General features: G+C 40.2%; 22 protein-coding genes and 1 pseudogene. 11 read left to right on the forward strand and 12 right to left on the reverse strand.

Features of this window, described 5'->3' with window-relative positions:
• Positions 1-613: 613 nt before the first annotated feature.
• From atpD to atpG, 9 genes are all read left to right on the forward strand, one after another.
• On the forward strand, positions 614-2125 hold the full coding sequence (gene atpD / locus ABNK31_RS09815; protein WP_418892351.1) for a F0F1 ATP synthase subunit beta: 1512 nt from the start codon (positions 614-616) through the stop codon (positions 2123-2125).
• Positions 2126-2160: 35 nt separating this feature from the next.
• A complete protein-coding gene (gene atpC, locus ABNK31_RS09820) occupies positions 2161-2415 on the forward strand; it encodes an ATP synthase F1 subunit epsilon (protein ID WP_418892352.1) in 255 nt (84 codons plus the stop codon).
• Entirely contained in the window at positions 2412-2852 is a 441-nt protein-coding gene (locus tag ABNK31_RS09825) for a hypothetical protein (RefSeq protein WP_418892353.1), read from the forward strand. Before atpC ends, ABNK31_RS09825 begins: the two co-directional genes overlap by 4 nt.
• On the forward strand, positions 2849-3925 hold the full coding sequence (gene atpB, locus ABNK31_RS09830) for a F0F1 ATP synthase subunit A (RefSeq protein WP_418892354.1): 1077 nt from the start codon (positions 2849-2851) through the stop codon (positions 3923-3925). The genes ABNK31_RS09825 and atpB overlap by 4 nt, the downstream gene beginning before the upstream one ends.
• Positions 3926-4083: 158 nt before the next feature.
• Positions 4084-4332, forward strand: coding sequence for an ATP synthase F0 subunit C (atpE, locus tag ABNK31_RS09835; protein WP_418892355.1), 249 nt, complete (start codon positions 4084-4086; stop codon positions 4330-4332).
• A 12-nt stretch (positions 4333-4344) separates the two neighbouring features.
• Positions 4345-4845 (forward strand): F0F1 ATP synthase subunit B, encoded by a 501-nt coding sequence (gene atpF / locus ABNK31_RS09840; protein ID WP_418892356.1) that lies wholly within the window; start codon positions 4345-4347, stop codon positions 4843-4845.
• A 6-nt stretch (positions 4846-4851) separates the two neighbouring features.
• Positions 4852-5397: a F0F1 ATP synthase subunit delta gene (locus ABNK31_RS09845; protein WP_418892357.1), complete on the forward strand. Its 546-nt coding sequence runs from the start codon at positions 4852-4854 to the stop codon at positions 5395-5397.
• Positions 5398-5445: 48 nt separating this feature from the next.
• A complete protein-coding gene (gene atpA, locus ABNK31_RS09850; protein ID WP_418892358.1) occupies positions 5446-7035 on the forward strand; it encodes a F0F1 ATP synthase subunit alpha in 1590 nt (529 codons plus the stop codon).
• A gap of 15 nt (positions 7036-7050) precedes the next feature.
• The gene (gene atpG, locus ABNK31_RS09855; protein ID WP_418892359.1) at positions 7051-7920 is read left to right on the forward strand and encodes an ATP synthase F1 subunit gamma; all 870 of its coding nucleotides are present in this window, start codon (positions 7051-7053) and stop codon (positions 7918-7920) included.
• A 63-nt stretch (positions 7921-7983) separates the two neighbouring features.
• Here atpG and ABNK31_RS09860 read toward each other — a convergent pair whose 3' ends face one another.
• Positions 7984-8691 (reverse strand): hypothetical protein, encoded by a 708-nt coding sequence (locus ABNK31_RS09860; protein WP_418892360.1) that lies wholly within the window; start codon positions 8689-8691, stop codon positions 7984-7986.
• A 106-nt stretch (positions 8692-8797) separates the two neighbouring features.
• On the opposite strand from ABNK31_RS09860, the gene ABNK31_RS09865 reads away from it, so the two are divergent.
• Positions 8798-8965: a hypothetical protein gene (locus tag ABNK31_RS09865; RefSeq protein ID WP_418892361.1), complete on the forward strand. Its 168-nt coding sequence runs from the start codon at positions 8798-8800 to the stop codon at positions 8963-8965.
• Between the two features lie 217 nt (positions 8966-9182).
• Here ABNK31_RS09865 and ABNK31_RS09870 read toward each other — a convergent pair.
• Positions 9183-9563 (reverse strand): annotated as a pseudogene (locus ABNK31_RS09870) (WecB/TagA/CpsF family glycosyltransferase).
• A gap of 434 nt (positions 9564-9997) precedes the next feature.
• Between ABNK31_RS09870 and ABNK31_RS09875 the strand changes: the two are divergent.
• Positions 9998-11167 carry an ATP-binding protein gene (locus ABNK31_RS09875; RefSeq protein ID WP_418892362.1) on the forward strand — a complete coding sequence of 390 codons (1170 nt, stop codon included), beginning with the start codon at positions 9998-10000 and terminating at the stop codon, positions 11165-11167.
• Positions 11168-11238: 71 nt separating this feature from the next.
• Here ABNK31_RS09875 and ABNK31_RS09880 read toward each other — a convergent pair whose 3' ends face one another.
• The 10 genes from ABNK31_RS09880 to ABNK31_RS09925 all read right to left on the reverse strand — a co-directional run bounded on the left by ABNK31_RS09880 (position 11239) and on the right by ABNK31_RS09925 (position 19679).
• Positions 11239-11943, reverse strand: a complete 705-nt coding sequence (locus tag ABNK31_RS09880) for a WecB/TagA/CpsF family glycosyltransferase (RefSeq protein ID WP_418892363.1) — start codon at positions 11941-11943, stop codon at positions 11239-11241.
• Between the two features lie 22 nt (positions 11944-11965).
• Entirely contained in the window at positions 11966-12331 is a 366-nt protein-coding gene (locus ABNK31_RS09885) for an acyltransferase (RefSeq protein WP_418892364.1), read from the reverse strand.
• Positions 12332-12362: 31 nt separating this feature from the next.
• On the reverse strand, positions 12363-13580 hold the full coding sequence (locus ABNK31_RS09890; protein WP_418892365.1) for a delta-aminolevulinic acid dehydratase: 1218 nt from the start codon (positions 13578-13580) through the stop codon (positions 12363-12365).
• Entirely contained in the window at positions 13577-14065 is a 489-nt protein-coding gene (locus ABNK31_RS09895; protein ID WP_418892366.1) for a serine O-acetyltransferase, read from the reverse strand. Before ABNK31_RS09895 ends, ABNK31_RS09890 begins: the two co-directional genes overlap by 4 nt.
• Positions 14066-14144: 79 nt before the next feature.
• Positions 14145-15215, reverse strand: coding sequence for a glycosyltransferase family 4 protein (locus tag ABNK31_RS09900; RefSeq protein ID WP_418892367.1), 1071 nt, complete (start codon positions 15213-15215; stop codon positions 14145-14147).
• Positions 15212-16261: a hypothetical protein gene (locus ABNK31_RS09905; protein WP_418892368.1), complete on the reverse strand. Its 1050-nt coding sequence runs from the start codon at positions 16259-16261 to the stop codon at positions 15212-15214. The genes ABNK31_RS09900 and ABNK31_RS09905 overlap by 4 nt, the downstream gene beginning before the upstream one ends.
• Positions 16262-16267: 6 nt before the next feature.
• Positions 16268-17338, reverse strand: a complete 1071-nt coding sequence (locus ABNK31_RS09910) for a CapA family protein (protein ID WP_418892369.1) — start codon at positions 17336-17338, stop codon at positions 16268-16270.
• Positions 17335-18231 carry a polysaccharide deacetylase family protein gene (locus ABNK31_RS09915; protein ID WP_418892370.1) on the reverse strand — a complete coding sequence of 299 codons (897 nt, stop codon included), beginning with the start codon at positions 18229-18231 and terminating at the stop codon, positions 17335-17337. Before ABNK31_RS09915 ends, ABNK31_RS09910 begins: the two co-directional genes overlap by 4 nt.
• Entirely contained in the window at positions 18221-19192 is a 972-nt protein-coding gene (locus tag ABNK31_RS09920) for a hypothetical protein (protein ID WP_418892371.1), read from the reverse strand. The genes ABNK31_RS09915 and ABNK31_RS09920 overlap by 11 nt, the downstream gene beginning before the upstream one ends.
• The gene (locus ABNK31_RS09925; RefSeq protein WP_418892372.1) at positions 19182-19679 is read right to left on the reverse strand and encodes a hypothetical protein; all 498 of its coding nucleotides are present in this window, start codon (positions 19677-19679) and stop codon (positions 19182-19184) included. The genes ABNK31_RS09920 and ABNK31_RS09925 overlap by 11 nt, the downstream gene beginning before the upstream one ends.
• Positions 19680-19775 lie beyond the last annotated feature (96 nt).

Here is a 19775-nt window from a genome sequence, read left to right on the forward strand (position 1 = left end):
CGATAAATAAGAAAGTTTACCCATCAAATAAAACTTTTTCCTCTATTTCCATTCAATTGAATGCAAAATTGAAAATGCAGAATGGAAGGGAAACCTATATTATTATGCTTATTCATTTACTCTAATAAAAAACGTACGCTTTGGTTGTTCTATTTGCCTTATTTTGATTATCGGGGCAAATATAGTCTATTTTTATATTACTTCAAAACTTAGAAAAAAGAAATCTACAAATTTGAGTCCCCTTAAAAAAATCCTGTCCGCCCGCCGGGGCCGGATTTCATAACTGTAAACAAAGCATGCACAAAGGTTACGCTAAACCGCATCTTTCTGTTATTGAAAATATTTATATTAAAAACCGCCCGATCTATAATGGGCTCTTAATTAACAAATCCTTTTGATATTATCGGAAGGTATCGGATATAAAGAAAAAAAAGGCCCGAAATAGAGAGATGAAAAAAGTTTTTGCTATAAAATTATATTTGTATCTTTGCTCATCCTAAATTTTAGAAGATATATAAGGATGGAAAAGCATTTGTTTTTGAAAGGAAAATCATCGTGTAAAGAATGCTTTTTCGAATTACAAAATACGGCAACCCTATAATAGATTTTGATAATGAACGAGCTCGTAGGACACATATCTCAGATCATCGGCCCTGTAGTGGATGTTTACTTTGATCTGAAGACGACGGAAAACGGGAAACTCCCGGCGCTTCAGGAAGCACTATCGGTTGATCGCCCAGACGGTCAACCGCTTATTTTAGAAGTTCAGCAGCATATCGGAGAATCGACCGTACGAACGGTAGCCATGGATACCACCGACGGATTAAAGCGCGGATTGAATGTGAAAGCCTTGGGGCATTCCATCAGTATGCCTATCGGGGACCAGATAAAAGGGCGTTTGATGAACGTCATCGGCGAATCGATCGACGGGCTCAAACCGCTCGACAGAACGGAAGGATATCCCATCCACCGCGCAGCCCCTACCTTCGAAGAGCTCACCACGACACAAGAAATCCTGACGACCGGCATAAAAGTAATCGATTTGCTACAACCTTATTTAAAAGGGGGTAAAATCGGGCTGTTCGGCGGCGCCGGAGTAGGCAAAACAGTGCTGATCATGGAGCTTATCAACAATATAGCCAAAGGGCATAACGGGTATTCGGTGTTCGCCGGCGTGGGGGAACGTACCCGTGAAGGGAACGACCTTTTGCGCGAGATGATCGATTCGGGGGTTATCCGGTATGGAAAGGACTTTAAAGAAAGCATGCATAAGGGCGACTGGGATTTGAGCAAAATCGATTACAACGAAGTGAACCAGTCGCAGATATCGTTGGTTTTCGGACAGATGAACGAACCGCCCGGAGCGCGCGCTTCGGTTGCCTTGTCGGGGTTGAGTATCGCCGAGTCGTTTCGCGACCAAGGCGAAGGCGGCAACGACATTCTTTTGTTTATCGATAATATATTCCGGTTCGTACAAGCCGGCTCCGAAGTGTCGGCGCTGCTCGGGCGTATGCCCTCGGCGGTGGGTTACCAACCGACCCTCGCCACCGAAATGGGCGCTTTGCAGGAACGCATTACCTCTACGAAAAAAGGCTCCATCACTTCGGTACAGGCCGTTTATGTGCCTGCCGACGACTTGACCGACCCGGCTCCCGCGACCACTTTCTCGTATTTGGACGCCACCACGGTATTGAGCCGGAAAATATCCTCGTTGGGGATTTATCCGGCCGTCGATCCGCTAGAATCCTCTTCGCGTATCCTCGACCCGCTCATCGTGGGCGAAGAGCATTACCAAACGGCGATGCGCGTGAAACAAATCCTACAGCAATATAAGGAATTGCAGGATATCATATCCATATTAGGTATGGAAGAACTTTCGAACGAAGACCGCCTCACGGTAAACCGTGCCCGCAAGGTGCAGCGGTTCTTGTCGCAACCGTTCTTTATGGCCGCGCAATACACCGGGCAACCGGGCGTGTTGGTGCCGCTGGAAGAAACCATCAGAGGGTTCAAGATGATTCTCGACGGGGAAATGGACGAGTATCCCGAAATGGCGTTCTTAAGTGTCGGAACCATTGACGAAGCGGTAGAGAAAGGCAAAAAATTGATGGAACGCTCAAGATAATTCATCATTCATCATTCATCATTCATCATTCATAAATGAATTTAGAGATCATTACTCCCGAAAAAATAGTCTTCCAAGGCACGGTAAAATCGGTGACATTACCGGGCACGTTAGGGTCGTTTCAGATTTTAACGAATCACGCCCCGCTTATTTCGACCCTTACCAAGGGCAGCTTGTCGTATGTTTCGGAGAATGATGAACTCACCGAATTACAGATAGAAGACGGCGTGGCGGAAGTGCATAACAACCGCATTACCGTATGTGTCGAATCCGTATCGAATGAACAATGAAGAAACTGGCGGCCCATCTTTTCATCGTGCACACCCTGGCATTGGTTGTCGTGGGTTACGGCGCATGGGAAATAATCAACCGTTTTTTTCCACAGATACTGATTGACGGGTACGTAATTATTCCGCTATTCTTCTTTGTCACAGGCGTCATCTTGATCTATTTGATGATGAAGATACCCAAAGACAAGCCCAAGCAACTTGTGAACACCTATATGCTTCTTCGTGTGGTGAAGGTGTTCGCTGCGCTGATACTGGTCTTGATCTATTGGTTTGCCGACAAAGCGCAAATACGGAATTTCGCCATCATCTTTATCATTTTCTATTTGATTTATCTGATGATAGAAACATACATTTATATAAAGATAGAAATGTATTTGAAAAAACAGGGAGAAGGCGGACAATCGTCTTCCGAAACGAATAAACCGGAACAGCAATGAAACAGAGATTCTATATAATACTATGTTCGGTTCTTTTGCTCTCGTCCCTCGCACTACCGGCACAGGCGGCAGCCGCCCCGGCCGAGAACGGCGGGGAAGACTTGAATGTAAAGGAGATGATTCTGGAACATCTTGCCGACGCATACGAGTGGCACATTGTCAGTTGGAAAAATAAACACGTCGCAATTTCCCTGCCGGTAATCCTGTACAGTGAGAACAGCGGATGGAATGTTTTCATGTCCTCGCAGTTCCATCACGGGCATAGCGAATACCGGGGTTTTTCGATCGCTGCGGAAGGAAAATACGCAGGCAAGATTGTCGAGAAAGATGCGGCGGGGAATGATATCCGGCCTTGGGATTTTTCATTGACAAAAAACGCGTTATCGCTTATCATCTCTTCGCTGTTGCTCCTGCTGATCATTATGAGCGTGGCGCGATCGTTGAAAAGAAATCCGATGGAAGGCAAAAAAGGGTTTGTCGGGCTGATGGAAATGTTCATTTTATCGATTAACGAAGATATTATCAAGCCCGCGGTGGGGAAAGACCATGCACGGTATGCCCCCTATTTGCTGACGGTGTTCTTCTTTATTTTCACGAACAATATTTTAGGATTGGTGCCTATTTTCCCGGGCGGCGCGAACGTCACCGGAAACATCGCCGTGACGATGATATTGGCCTTGTGCACCTTCTTTATCATTAACTTGACGGGGACGAAAGAATATTATAAGGATATTTTCTGGCCGGATGTGCCTACCTGGCTGAAAGTGCCGATTCCTCTGATGCCGGCCATCGAATTGATCGGTCTTTTCACCAAACCTTTTGCCTTGATGATTCGTTTATTTGCCAACATCATGGCGGGGCATTCCATCGTATTGGGATTGACGGCAATCATCTTTGTAACGGTGAAACTGGGTACGACCATTAACGTGTCGATGACGGTGGTGTCGGTTTTATTCACGGTGTTTATCAACCTTGTAGAACTGTTGGTCGCTTACATCCAAGCTTATGTGTTTACGATGCTGTCGGCCGTTTTTATCGGGATGGCGCGCATGGAACCGCACAAAGTTGATTAGCAAATGAGAAAATTAGCAAATTAGCGAATTAGCGAATTAGCAAATTAGCAAATTAGCGAATTAGCTGATGAGAAAATAAGGTCAAAAGTCTAAAGACAGGCGACCGATGACATTAGACATTAGACATTTAAGATTATAAATAAACATTTAAAAGAATTATGGAACTACTTTCAATTTTATTACAGGCAGCCGATTTGAGTTTAGGAACACTGGGAGCTGCAATAGGTGTAGGATTAGCTGCATTGGCGGCAGGTTTCGGAATCGGTAAAATCGGTTCGTCGGCGATGGAAGGCATTGCCCGCCAACCGGAAGCAGCAGGAGATATCCGGATGAACATGATTATTTCCGCCGCTCTTATCGAAGGCGCTTCGTTGTTTGCTATCGTCGTTTGCGGATTTATATTATAAAAAAGGAATACGATGTCGTTGCTTACCCCTGAACCGGGCCTTGTGTTTTGGATGCTGCTGTCGTTCGGGTTGGTCGTTTTCATACTCGTCAAATTCGGATTCCCGGTGATTTTAAAATCGGTGAACGACCGGAAAGAGTATATCGACAGCTCGCTCCTGGCGGCAAAAGAAGCACACGAAGAACTGGAGAAAGTAAAAACAACCAGCGAAGCTTTGCTCTCGGAAACGCGTACCGAACAAATGCAAATTCTGCAAACAACGGAACAGACGCGCGCCAAGATGGTGGAAGAAGCGAAAGCAAACGCTAAACTGGAAGCGGATAAAATAGTAGCCGAAGCGCGCAAGCAAATCGAAGCGGAAAAGCAAAACGCTTTACAGTCGCTTCGCAGCGAAATCGCATCGCTGTCGATCGAGGTGGCCGAAAAGATCCTGAGAGAGAAAATCGGTAACAAAGAAGAGCAGATGAATATGATCGACCGGCTATTGGATGAAATAGAAATCTCGAAATCGTAAGAGTGCATGAATACAGGACTTATCTCAACCCGATACGCAACTGCCTTGCTCGACTACGCCATAGAACGGGGCGAGCAGGACAAAGTGTATGAAGCCGTAAAAATGTTGTCGCAAATGTTTTGGGAAGTGCCCCGTTTCGGCGAGGCGCTGCATAATCCGATACTGTCTCCGGCAGAAAAGAAAAAACTCATTCTCACGGCATCGGGCGGAGAAGTTTCCGAAGCATGGGATCGGTTCATCGATTTGTTGCTCGAAAACAACCGGATTGAGAAACTGCACTACATAGCTCTCCGTTTTCAGGATTTATATAGAGATAAGAATCACATCCTCAGTGCGACTCTCACCACTGCGGTCGATACCGATAAGAGCGTGTACGAGCGACTGAAATCCATCATCGCGAAGCAGACCGGCGGCACGGTGGAAATGACGCAAGCGGTAGATCCCTCGATAGTGGGAGGTTTCATCTTGCAAATAGGGGATAACCGTTGGGATGCGAGCGTGGCCAGCCAGTTGCGCCGCATCAAGAATGAATTGAAAGAAATAAACAATTAAAAGCCCGGCCGAAAAAAGGGTTTCGGCACAAGGCATAGAGATAAAAGTATGTCGAACAATGTAATAAAGACCAGTGAAGTATCCGAAGTGTTGCGCATGCAACTCGAAGGGATCAGCACCGATATCAAATTCGATGAAACGGGTGTCGTGATGCAGGTGGGCGACGGCGTGGTGCGCATTTACGGATTGCATAACGCCGAGGCCAACGAACTGCTGCGCTTCGACAATGGAGTGGAAGCGATTGTGATGAACCTGGAAGAAGATAATGTGGGAGCCGTATTGTTGGGATCATCGGCCGAGATAAGAGAAGGCAGCACGGTGAAAAGAACCAACCGCATGGCTTCGATTATGGCGGGTGAAGGACTGTTGGGCCGGGTGATCAACACCGTGGGAACGCCCATCGACGGGAAAGGGAAAGTTACCGGCGAACTATTCGAGATGCCCCTGGAGCGTAAAGCGCCCGGCGTGGTGTTCCGCCAACCGGTGGATACTCCTCTCCAAACCGGACTCAAAGCCGTCGACTCGATGACTCCTATCGGTTTGGGACAACGCGAGCTCATCATCGGCGACCGCCAAACAGGAAAAACCAGCATTGCCATCGACACGATTATCAACCAACGGGCTAACTTCGAAGCGGGCAATCCTATCTACTGTATCTATGTGGCCGTAGGACAAAAAGGTTCGACCGTGGCATCGACCGTTCAAACGCTCAAGGAATACGGAGCGATGGACTACACGGTGGTGATTGCGGCGAATGGCTCCGACCCCGCTGCGATGCAATATTACGCGCCGTTCGTAGGCGCCGCCATCGGCGAATATTTCCGCGACACCGGACGCAACGCGTTGGTGGTTTACGACGACCTTTCGAAACAGGCGGTGGCTTACCGCGAAGTATCGCTCATCCTTCGACGCCCTTCGGGACGTGAAGCCTATCCGGGTGATATCTTCTACCTTCACTCCCGCTTGCTCGAACGCGCCGCGCGTATTATTTCGCAGCAGGAAGTGGCCGAACACATGAACGACCTTCCTCCCAGTTTAAAAGGAAAAGTGAAAGGCGGCGGCTCCCTCACCGCGTTGCCTCTTATCGAAACCCAGGCGGGCGACGTATCGGCTTATATCCCGACAAACGTCATCTCCATCACCGACGGACAGATATTCCTCGAGACGGACTTGTTCAACCAAGGCAAACGCCCGGCTATCAACGTCGGTATTTCCGTATCGCGTGTGGGGGGTAACGCCCAGATTAAACCGATGAAGAAAGTGTCGGGTACCCTTAAAATGGATCAGGCGCAGTATCAGGAATTGGCCGCGTTCACCAAGTTCGGCGGCGATATGGACAAAGTGACGGCCATGACCATCGATAAGGGAAAAAAGAACGAACAACTCCTTATCCAGCCGCTTCATCAGCCGATGAGCGTGGAAAAACAAGTGGCCGTGCTCTATTGCGGTACGGAAGGCTTGCTGCGCGACATCCCCGTAGAGAAAGTATCGGAGTTCGAAAAGCAATTCCTCTTCACCCTCGACGTAAATCACAAGGAGACGGTATTGGATCGGCTAAAAAACGGCGAGTTTAATGACGAAATAACCGCCATTTTACGGAAAGTAGCCGCCGATACGGTGAAACAATTGCAAAACTAAGAGGAACCGGTAACAATGGCATCATTAAAGGAAATAAAATCAAGAATACAGTCGGTGCGGTCGACACATAAGATCACCTCGGCCATGATGATGATCTCTTCCTCGAAACTGAGGAAGATGCAGCGGCTCATTCAAAATCTGAGTCCTTATGAAGAAAGGATGGCGCATTTGATGAAAACGTTGATGCAGGCCGATCACGATTTTGTTTCGCCGTTTACCCGCCGACGCGAGGTGAAGCGGGTGGCTATTGTGGCTTTTTCGTCGAACACCGGATTGGTGGGACGGTTTAACGACAACATCATCGAAACGCTGAAGACCACGGTCGATTCTTATGCGCATCTGGGAAAGGAAAACATCCTCCTCTACCCTATTGGGAATAAAATACAGAACGCGGTAAAGAAACTGCAACTCACCGGCCAGGCGGAAGCGCAACGGGTGGTGGCCGATCATCCTTCGTACGACTCGGCGCGCCAAGTGGCGGAAAAGCTCCTGTCGTTGTTTCTGGCGGAGGAAATCGACAAGGTGGAACTGATATACCATCACTACCAAAGCAAGAGCAGGCAGATATTGACGCGCGAAACGTTCCTGCCTATCGAACCGGATACGCAAACGGAGGAAACGTCGACCGACTATATTTTCGAACCGGACAAACAGACTCTTCTCGACGAGATCATCCCCAAGGTCTTGAAGTTAAGGCTCTATTTCGTGCATGCCAATTCGGCCATATCGGAGCAGGCCGCCCGTACGGTGGCGATGCAGATTGCGACCGACAATGCCAACGAGTTGCTCGACGAACTGACCCTGCAATATAATAAACTGCGACAACAAACCATTACCAACGAGCTGCTCGACATTGTCGGCGGATCGTTCGGAAAAGAGGGATAAAACCAAGAGTGTCGCTCCTGATGATAATTCACTAGAAGCGACACCTTTATTATAAATTCTCTTTTACTCGGCTTCCTTTTCCTCTTCTTCCTTATCTCCTTTTCTGGCAGAGCGCTTAGCCTGCGCCACGACTTCGTTGATATCGCTATAGAGTTTGTCCCAACCCGCTTGTTTGCGCATGCCCGTAAGCAAAGAAAAGTAATCCCTGAGAGCATCTTCCAGTTGCGGCCGAAGGGATGTAGCCGAAGGATCGCTCCGCAACGCGGAATCTATCGTGCTTTGCTCCAACCTCACGGTACCTAAACCGGTAACCGATTTCGTGAATGCCGCCACTTCTTCTACCGTCCCTACAGTGGTAACATGCGCCTTGTTCTCTTCAGTATTGATCTGATTCGAAAACGTCAGAAGCGCATTGTAGGCCTCAGCGGCCGTTTTAGCATATACATTTCCCACCGCTTTACTCAATTGATAGAGTATTGCTGCCGCTTCACCTTTTACCGTACCAGGAAAGGCGGATAGCGATTTGAATATTTTGCTTAAGGAAGTAAATTCTTTCCGGCTTTTCCGCAAAATACCCGCCGCTTGCGGACCGAGTCCGCTATAGGTAGTATCGAGCACTTTAGAATTATACTCGGGTACCACCGTTTCCAACACTGTAAATACGGGACTGGCAACTACTGCTTCCAGTCCGTTCGTTTTGGTCACTTCCACCGTTGAAGTACCCAATGCTCCCAACCCGTCGTTGGTTTGTTTACTTAAATTGATTTTCATAACGTCACCTTTTAATTATTATAATAAATATTTGCCGGTTACAGATGAAAAGGGCTTCAGTCATGTGAAGTGCTTTCCGGTCATCGCCGAAATAGATTTTAGTCTTATGAAATATTTCCCGGTCATCGCCGGAATAGATACCAGTTATATAAAGAACTTTCCGGCCGTAGCCGAAATGGATTTCAGTTATATAAAGGATCTTCCGGTTGCGGCCGGAATGGATTTCAGTTATGTAAAATATTATCCGGCCGCAGCCGGTGGTTTAACCGGATAATAAATTATCAAACCCGTTCCGTTTTCCATAAAAATTAAGATAAAGGTAGAGAGAACCGGAGAGAAAGGAAAGACAGAATGCGCAAAAAAACTGACAAAATACGCAATTTTTTTAGAGATAAACTTATTACCGACGACGTCGCACCGAACGACACACCTCTTGCCGCAAACAGGACCAAAAGGAACTATTAGAAACCAAATAAGAAGAACAAAGCTTATTATAATTTTCGTGCGACCAACCAATATGCATAGCGTAGTAAATGAATCTGTCGGGTGATGCGTTTCGGTTGCTTCAATAACCGATAAGCAAATTCCAGATTGTGATTTAACCACCAACGAGGTGCACGTTCCACATGTCCGGTGATAGCCACGAATACCACATCGGGGTTTTTCGTTACGATATCGTCGATCAATTGCGTTTCTTCTGTAATTTGTTGCTTGCTTCCTACCAGATAGAACGATTTCTCATGATAAAACCACTGTACGATTTTCAACCACAATTCGCATCATGGTATCTTGCACACATAATCCAACAGTTCTTTTTCAGAGTTAAAAGGATACACTTCAACTCCGTTTAACGATACTTTTTCGTGTAGTATTTTCGAAAAGATTATCTATTAAAAGAAGATTGACAAACATACGACTTGTTAAGATGTTAAATATATTTATTTAAACCAAACCTGGGCTAATCCGTAATCATACTCAACAAGTACACTATTTCTTTTGAGATACGTCTTATTTCCATTACTATTTTCCGCTAAGCTTCACCATTGATCGGGGAGCATCGACTGTTTTTATGTTGTAGTTCCTATATTGCTCTTTAATAAACTCTGATGCTGAATATGAAAATAGGAGCTATTCATTCTTTGTAAAATTTACGGGAGGAAGCAAAATTATACCGACACCCGCTTTTGTAGAGTAAGCCCCGATAGCTTTACATTGAATCAATATTTGCACTCTTAAAGTGCAAATATTTTCATTTTAAGCACTCTCGTAGTGCTTTTTTACTACCTTTGCAAAAAAGGAACGCATTATGGACAAATTATTTGAATATTCCAATAAGCTCATTAGAGAAACCGATACAACATTTTTCCGATATATGTACAATGAAATAAACTGGAAAAGCAGGATGATTGGTCTCGTAGGAGCACGTGGCGTTGGAAAAACGACTTTGATACTCCAATACATCAAGCAAAACCTTAATCTTGCTGAAACGCTCTATGTTACAGCGGAAGATTTTTATTTTGTTGAAAATCGTTTTATAGATTTAGCGGATGCTTTTATTAAGCAGGGAGGAAAATATCTGTTTATTGATGAAATCCACAAATATAAAGAATGGGCAAAGGAATTGAAGTTAATTTACGACTATCATAAAGAGTTGAAAGTCGTTTTTACAGGTTCTTCCGTATTAGACATAAAAAAAGGAACATCCGACCTCAGCCGCAGGGCAGTCATTTACAATATGCAAGGATTGTCATTTCGGGAATATCTTCAATTATTCCATAACATACAATCGAATATTTTTTCTTTAGATGAAATAATAGCGCATAAAGTAGAATTACCCGATCTTCCACATCCTCTTCGCCTTTTTAGCAGCTATCTCAAAACAGGTTATTATCCCTTTGCTATGGATGAAGATTTTGGCATCCGTCTCAATCAGATAATAAATCAAACCTTGGAAAACGATATTCCTATGTATGCCGAAATGAATGTTGCCACAGGCCGTAAACTGAAACAATTGCTATCTATCATAGCTAAAAGCGCTCCATTCAAGCCGAATATGACTAAGATAGCAGAAATATTATCTGCCAGTCGAAATAATATTGCCGATTATTGTCTGTATATTGAAGAAGCAGGTTTGATAGCCCAGTTGAGAGACCAAATAGGCGGCATTCGGGGATTAGGCAAAGTGGATAAAATCTATTTGGATAATACGAATCTTATTTACCATCTTGCCGAAGAGAATTCGAATATAGGGAATGTCAGGGAAACTTTCTTTTTGAATCAAATGAGAGTAAAACAGGACGTATATGCTTCTTCTGTTTCTGATTTTTTAATTGGAGACAAAACATTCGAAATCGGCGGAAAAAATAAAGGGCAAAAACAAATTAAAAATACGCAACATGGATTTGTCGTGAAAGACGATATTGAATATGGATATTTGAATGTTATTCCCCTTTGGCAATTGGGATTGACATATTGACTTGTCCGAATGATAGCATCGGCAAAATCCTGGGTAATATCTACCACAAAATAAATATTTTTCCAGACCTTTTATAATTTTTGGGTAATCAACCAATATGCATAGCGTAGTAAATGAATCTGGCGAGTGATACGCTTCGGTTGCTTCAGTAACCGGTATGCAAATTCCAGATTGTGATTTAACCACCAACGAGGTGCACGCTCCACATGTCCGGTGTACACATCAAAACTACCTCCCAAACCTTGATATATGGCTTTATGCTGTTTTTGCATCTCTTCCATCAAAAGCTCTTGTTTGGGTGATCCCATAGCCACGAATACCACATCGGGGTTTTTCGTTGCGATATCGTCGATCAATTGCGCTTCTTCTTTTTGCGAAGTAATATACCCGTTCCGGAACCCTTTAATCCGGATATCAGGGAATTCTTTTTTAAGTTTCGTGACCGTTTCCTCTATTATTTGTTGCTTACTTCCCACCAGATAGAACGATTTTTCATGATAAAACCCCTGTACGATTTTCAACCACAATTCGCATCCCGGTATTTTGCACGCGTTCGGATAGCCTTTTTGCCGTAAAGCCACCATGGCTCCCGCGCCGTCGCAATATCCAATATTTCGGTTGATGATCGCCCTCGTTTCGTCCGTTGCATGGAGAATCTTTTCGGCATTGATCGCCACAAGGATACCCGGATGCATATCCACATACCCCAACAGCTCTTCTTCAGAGTTAAAAGGATACACTTCAACTCCGTTTAACGATACTTTTTCGTACACCATAACCAAAATCTATTTTGAATACTTAAATGTCATCTAGTTGACCAAACTTTTTAGTATGAATATTTTCTTTGATAACTCTTGCCGGATTACCTGCTGCAATACAATTGGAAGGGATATTTTTCGTAACAACAGAACCACTACCAACAATTACATTATCACCAATAGTGATACCACACATAACAATCGCATTTGCTCCTATGAAACAGCGTTTTCCAATATAAGTATCGGCATGCATACTTCTTGCAAAATCATGTGTAAAAATTATAGCGCCGGAAGCTACATAGGATTCATCTCCGATATGAATTCCTGAAGGATTTGTTTTATCGAGCTTTGCACCGAAAGAAATTCTTGCGGACTTTGCGATGTCCATTTTATAGGCTTTCGTCATGATGACATACCTCAGTCGTATCATTATTAATCTAATAAAATTGCGAATTTTTGTCATGATTTGCATCAAATAAAAGTAAATAACTCATTCCGTAGAACATCCACGCATTCGGCCAGCGCATGTAAGCAATTTTATTTATTCGCCTATCTTTTTTCTGAAAATAGAAATATCCAGAATTCTTATCTTGCATATAGGTTCCGGCCCAATTTACAAGAGCATTTATGAGCTCTTTTTGCTCCTCTAATTTATTTAGTTTATATAAAGTTGAAAACGCTTGAGCAATGCAGTGAAGATCGATAGTGTCGTTTTCATTGCTTGTGTCATAATATTTGGCGATACCTTTTTCTTTTATGAAAAAATTTTTAATCCAATATCGATATCCTAATTTAAGATTGACATTAAAGGATTTATCATTACAATATTTTTGATAAAAAGATAAGCTTTCTAATTTAAACGCTGTATGAAAATTATCACGCCATTTGTTTCCTATCTGATCGCTATGAGGGAAAGAACCGTTGGAATTTTGTTCATTGCAAACAGCTATAGCGGAATGGAAAGCTGCCATCTTTATTTTTTCATCATTTGAATAACTATAAGCCATTGAAAGAGTTTTAGTTCCTAAAAGCGATGCATTATACACAGCCCGGAAATCCAATGGAGAATAAGAAAACATATATCCTTTCTTTTTCTGAATTCTGTTCAAATCTAAAAGAATAAAATTTGCAGAGGATAATGCGGCGGATAAATATTCTTCGGATTTAGAAATCTCATATGCGTTCAATAACGCCTCAACCGCAAAAGAGGTTGCAACTACAGTAGGGGTATATCGAGGAAGAAAAAAAGCTTTTGATTGCCAGTCGAAATTATAGCCCCAACAGGCACCACTGTAACCTTTGCTTTGAAGAGAAAGCAACAAATCAGCCAGATAACGTATTTTTTCGAAACACTCCTCTTGCGACATACCTATGTCCATTCCTTTTTGAAGAGCATGATAAAGATTACAATAGCCACTTAAAAATAAAGCGATACTTTTGGCGTTATGTCCTTTTGGTACAAGGGCAATTCTCCGAAAATTAACCGGACAGCGTTTGAAGCTCTGAATGATTATAAGACGACAAAGAGCCGAATGTTTAAAAAACGGCAACGCTTGAAACACTTTAGAGTTCAACCCGTCATACGGATCCCAGCCCGCAAAATCTTCATTTTCGCAATATGCTTTTAAATTTATGAATGAGTCGATTCTCTTCATTTTTTATCAGTTAAATATTCTGCATAACCTTCTTTATATTTAGGATTACTAAAGATGTCATATTCCAAATCGTGTATATGCCCTATTATTTTAGCCGGTATTCCCCCTACTATACCCCCGGCTGGTACACTCCTGTTAACAACCGAATTAGCTGCAATTATAACATTATCTTCCACAATAACAGGTCCCATTATAACGACATTGGGACCAACGTATATGTCGTTTCCTAACTTCGGCACATTTTTGTAAGGGAATTTTCTAACAGTAGAAAATCTCAATCCTAAGACACAATTATTCCCAATAACAGTTCCCGAGACTAAGACAGAACTGACTCCTCTATATGCAAAATAAGTACCTTTTCCAATAATGGTATCTGGTGTGATTCTACTGTTGAAAAGTAGAAATATTAATCCTTGTATTATTTTGGGAAGAAATGGAATTCTATGCTTATATAGATATCTGGCAATACGATATAAATGCATCATATCTCAAAATTTTTTAACAGTTTCTTATAATACTAAAAACAATAGCATCAATTTATTTCGGGAAACAAAAAATATTTTTCTAACTTTCACTAATAGAGATTAAACAATTCTCAAGTTTAGAAACAACAATGCAATCAAGAAAGTGTTGTTCTGCATAATTTCGATTATATTCCGATATTTGCTCCAATTGATCATTTTCAATCAGAGAGTAAATAGCTCTCGCAAATTTTTCAGGATTACAATCATTTATAATATATCCCATTTTTTCATCTTCAAAAAAATCTGGTATCCCTCCAACTTTTGTAGTAACAACAGGCAATCCCATTCCCATCGCTTCCAGTACAGAATTAGGCATACCTTCGTAATAAGAAGGAAATAAATACATATCTGCATCATGGTAAGCATTATATTTAGATTCTCCGAACACATTTCCCAATAATTGTACATCTGAAATATTCTCATTGTCTATGCGCGATTGCACATCAGTAAAAGCGTTTCCGAATCCGGCAATTAGCATATTCACAAATGGATAATCACGTTTTACTATTTTATAGCAATCTAGCGCTTCCATAATACCCTTGTCTTTTTCCAAACGTGCGAGAAAGAGAATAGTGAATTTACCTGGCTTGAATTGTTTGGACGAATCGAGTAGCAAATCCGAGGTAAGAATGGTAGTAGAAACAGTATATGGAGTATTACAACCAATTTCATGTAAGGATTTATAAATATTTTCACCTAATACAATGGTATGATTTGCCTGAAAAAAAGTATTGTTCAAAAGTTTTTTATATTTATCCCTCACGACGCTATTAAAATACAGATGGTTAAAGCCACGCCAAAAGACTACCACTTTTTTATGAAAAATCTTAGCTATCCGTATATATAATGAATCTCTATATAAACAATTCTTAGTCATTGAGGGATTGACTACCACAAGACTATACCTTGGTACAATAAAAATAAAACGAATATAATCTGTTATGTAATATATTATAGATTGAAGTTGGATTAATTTATTTTTCATGCAACTCCTCTTTCCTATGCGAAAAAAATCAATTAGTTCAGTTAATTTTTCTACGATATCATAATAATTGCCCACTCCACCTTTACTTTGTTTAAGTGCAGGTCGAAGAATAATGATTCTCTTCATAAATTATTCCTTTCTATATAACTTACGATGGAATCTGTATATGTTTCTTCTATAGATTGAGTATTTTCTTTCAGTAGCCATTGCTCATCTTTCTTATAATAATACTCTTTGGAATAATGATGTCCGGAATTTCCAAAAGCAACAAATTGCATTTCTATAAGATAAAAAACACTATCCTTAAAAGCTATATCTAAAGATATCATCGGAACATTAAAAGATTGATAAATTCTGTTTGCAAAGTCCAACAACCCATTAGGTAATTGGGCATCTTTCCCAAAAAGATATCTGGGTTTTCCACTTCCGCTTGCTCTAAAATCATGCTTTCTATTAGGTCTTCTAATAGCATAAAATTTATCATTGAATACCAGTATTTTCCAATCATTATCAATAGCTTCAATGAAACTTTGCAGTATAAATTTTTTTCTGTGTACAGACGGGACTGTGTAACCGTCATATTTATATTTTCTCAATACTTCTTTAATCCTTACTTTAAAAGGAGTTTTACTGAGAGAGAGTTGTTTTATATATTTGAACAACATTTTTTTGTTTGTAGACAACCGTACTCCCGAACTGGAAGCTCCGGATGCTGATTTTATTACCAAAGGTGTATTATCTTTAGTATGATCAAAACTATGCTCAAATTCTTCTAATGCCCCAAAATGGTGTGATGTTAAATTTTTTATTTCGGATAGTTCCGACATATCTCTTAGCATCTCCATAAAGACTTTATTATGATGCGCTTTTAAAAACATATAGGCTGGTATCACGATAGCTCCCCGAAGAGATAATCCATATACAATGTCCTCAACATATGATTTATAAAAACCATCAGGGTCTTCCATTGAAGAATAAAGTATCAGCTGTCCATTGAGTGCTTTATCTCTCATATCTAACTGAGAAGGATATAAATATATAACATTAAAATCCCTCACTTTAAATTGTTTCGATAGTTCTTCTTTATTGTATCCGGAATGATAAGGAATAGCATTATACTTATTACCAAAACCTCCTTTATAATTTAATAGCAAATAGATGTTCCGTCCCATAACATATTATTTTCGTAAGTGTTTTAATACTTTAGCCATGCTGAATTTAGAGAACTTTACAGACAAGGAATCTGTATTTTCAAATATATATAGATAAAAAGGGCTTAACTTTCTGAATAACTTAAAATTAATCCTCCATAACCATCTGTGATTTTTTATCAAATAGAAATACACATTCCGAATCAGCATGTTTAATCGATAACCAGCATAAGGGATTATATAGCACCTACGGTTAATTACCGGAATAATTTTTATTGTATAAGAATCATTATGCTCATTCACCATTATCGTTACAATAATACCCCGACGTTTTCGAAAACGACCAATAGGATACATTATGCCTTCATTTTCTATATCATCAAAACAAAAGTTCCCTAAACTATAAAATATATATTTTCCTTTATAAACCTCATAAGGTTGTACAGTATGCGAATGTCCTCCAATCACCAAATCAGCACCTTTGTCTACAAAATTATGAGCATCTTGCATTTGATACCAATCAGGTATAAATCCTTCTTCCACACGCCCACCCCAATGTAGGAAAAGTATTATAAAAGCAGATTTACTTTTTGCCTCAGCTATATATTTTAATAAAATTTCTTTAGAGTAACTCGGTAAATTAAGTGTTACATCCTCAGGAATATGAGGATTCGTATCAGGATGTACAGCCGAAATTATTGCGAATAACTTCCCTTTTACCGTTATATATCTTATAAACGATGGAATCTGTCTATTAGAATTATACCCAATATAATCAGCTCCCAGTTCATTTATTTTCAAACAAGTACACTCTATTCCACTTTCACGGGCATCGTATATATGGTTATGCGCAAGGTTTAACATATTAAATCTTAGAGGAGATAAGAGTTGTAAAACCTCGGGAGCTGTTTTCAATCTCGGTTTTTTTAACTGATTAACTTCTCCTTTATCGTCGCATAAACACTCTAAATTTCCAATATTATAATCTGAATGGCTGAATATGGGTTCTATCTTACTAAAAGGACTAATCCCCTTGCGATACAACTCTTCATATCTGTTGTTAAGACTAATATCGCCCACAAAATTAATAACAATCATAATGAAAGAAATTTATTCCATAATCCAAGGGCTCTTGCAATCGATTCATATTTACCAAATTCATTCGGCACACTATAACGAGGCAATTTATACAAGGAATCTTTCTCTATATCTAATAATCTCTGCTCTGTAGTGAATGCCATTATGTAACCGGCTCTCTTGCATTCCTCAATAACGTCATCATTATAATCGCCATTGGGATATGCTAAACTATTAACTACAGAGTGCAGCATTTCCTGCAATTTTTGTTTAGATTCAGACAATTCATATCGGAGTTCCTTTTCTTCGCAGTTTGGTAATATAGGATGAGATACCGTATGTGAACCAATGGTTATATATTTACTTTTGGAAAGTCCCTGAATATTTTCTTCTGTCATAATTTCCCTTGTATATTTTTTCTTACCTCGAAGCGTTTTCCAAATTTCATTTCGACATGCAGTTGAAAGTTTCTTTGGATTAGAAAGTTTCAACTCTGGAAAAATAGTTTCATATTGGTGCAACAATGTCTTATCACGAAAGTAATTAAGCCATAACACTCCGTCTTTTAGGGGATTTGTGGCCGTAAAAATAGTTATAGGAATACGATGCTGTTCAATGAATGGAATCACATTGGTAAGATTCCCAATCCAGGCATCATCCAATGTTATCAAAGCTGTTTTAGTATTTAATTTAGTTTTTGAATTTATGATTAAATATAATTCCTCCGTAGATATAAATCGATACCCGTTGTGATGCAAGAAATTAACTGCATGTTCAAAAACTTTTTTTTGAGGATTATGAAAATAAACAGAAAGCAATTGCATTTTGAAATTGAATTTCCTTTTTTCAAATATTTTCCAGTACAACAGAAGGAAATATCCTACAATATCACCCAATAATATTCTAATATTCATATTTTTTCCGAATAAACTTATTGATAAAGTACATCATGTATCTATAACAGTTTTTCTTTGTATATAACCAATATCCGTTATACTGGACCAATACGCCATTGGAGCCGCTTTTGAATAAACAAACTCCCTCGGCCCCTTTACGTCCGGTAGGAATTCTACTAAAATCAAAAAAAACAACACCTTCTGATTGTAGTTCTTCAAAAATTTTACTACACAAATAATGTGTGACTCCCCTATATTCGCGGCTTTTGCGTCCATTAGCCGTACTCACGTCATAGGAATATTGCTTATTAACAAAAATAATACGTGCTGCTATAATTTCTCCATTAATATTGACTGTGTATAATCTATATTTTTTATCCGACATAAATGCTGATAAATCTGCCAGAGTATAATGGTACGACAACTGTTTTATTTCGGAGTTCTCGATAAAAAGTTGAGCAATATCATCTAACAATTTATCGCTCGGGGTATTTATTTCTTGAAATGAGAGACCGGGTATTTTCGCGGCTTTTCCTATATTTTTCTTCCAATTACTTTTGTATGGCTTCAAATCCTTTAAATCGACAACAACTGTCAGGGCGGTTCCCCATTGCCCTAACGGTCTTCGAAATCCAGCTTCTCTGAACGATTGCTCCACATAAGGATTATAAATATTATCATCGTTAAGATTGATTATACTGTACAATCCGTTTGATACAAGTTCTCGTAAAAAATTGACGAGTGAAGTTCTTTCTGTATCACGATATACCAATGACTCCACATAAAATAGATTACCAACAAACGGAATCTTAATCACATATCCCCAACATCCAATAGAAGGATTACCTAAATGATTCACATGGAAATCATATTTTTTAGAACCAGAATATTTTGTTTTGAAATATCCTTCACTTTGATATAAAGGAATAAATTGAAATTCATTTATTAAATTGAAAAATATTTCCCTATCAACCTTCATACTTAGTAAATTTTATTTTATTAATATTTAGCCAATCACAATAGAATGTTGAGATAATATGCGTTATCTTCATTCCGCTTTTTAATTGTACTTTCAATGCTGGCATATTTCCGGCAAGTATTAATCCGAGTGCTTTGGTTTTATTTGCTTCACTTATTTTTTGCAACCGAAAAATATTCATGTAAGAATGGAATCCATTTCCGCGATACTCTTTAGCACATTGACTATCGAACAAAAAAGCTGTATCCACATCTAATTTCCTTACTTCCTTCACATATCTTGGAAAGATAAAATGCGTAAGGGAAATCCATGTATAATAACAAACTTTTCTTTTGTCCAATACAACATAAAACTTATAACTATCGTTATGAATACGTTCGACAAATCGCGGATACTTATCGGCAAATAATGAAAAATCGTATTCTTGAATATTCTTTTCAGTTATTTCACTGACTTTGTATGGAGTTGGTAATAAAGGAGTATTCAACTTATCTGTAACAATAGTAATCTCAAATAGATAATACTTTTCACATCGAATATGAAACAATTTGTTCAACAATTTTCGTACGATAGTATCAAGATT

Origin of the sequence: Limibacterium fermenti (assembly GCF_041902845.1) — a bacterium.
Taxonomy (GTDB): Bacteria; Bacteroidota; Bacteroidia; order Bacteroidales; family Dysgonomonadaceae; genus Limibacterium; species Limibacterium fermenti.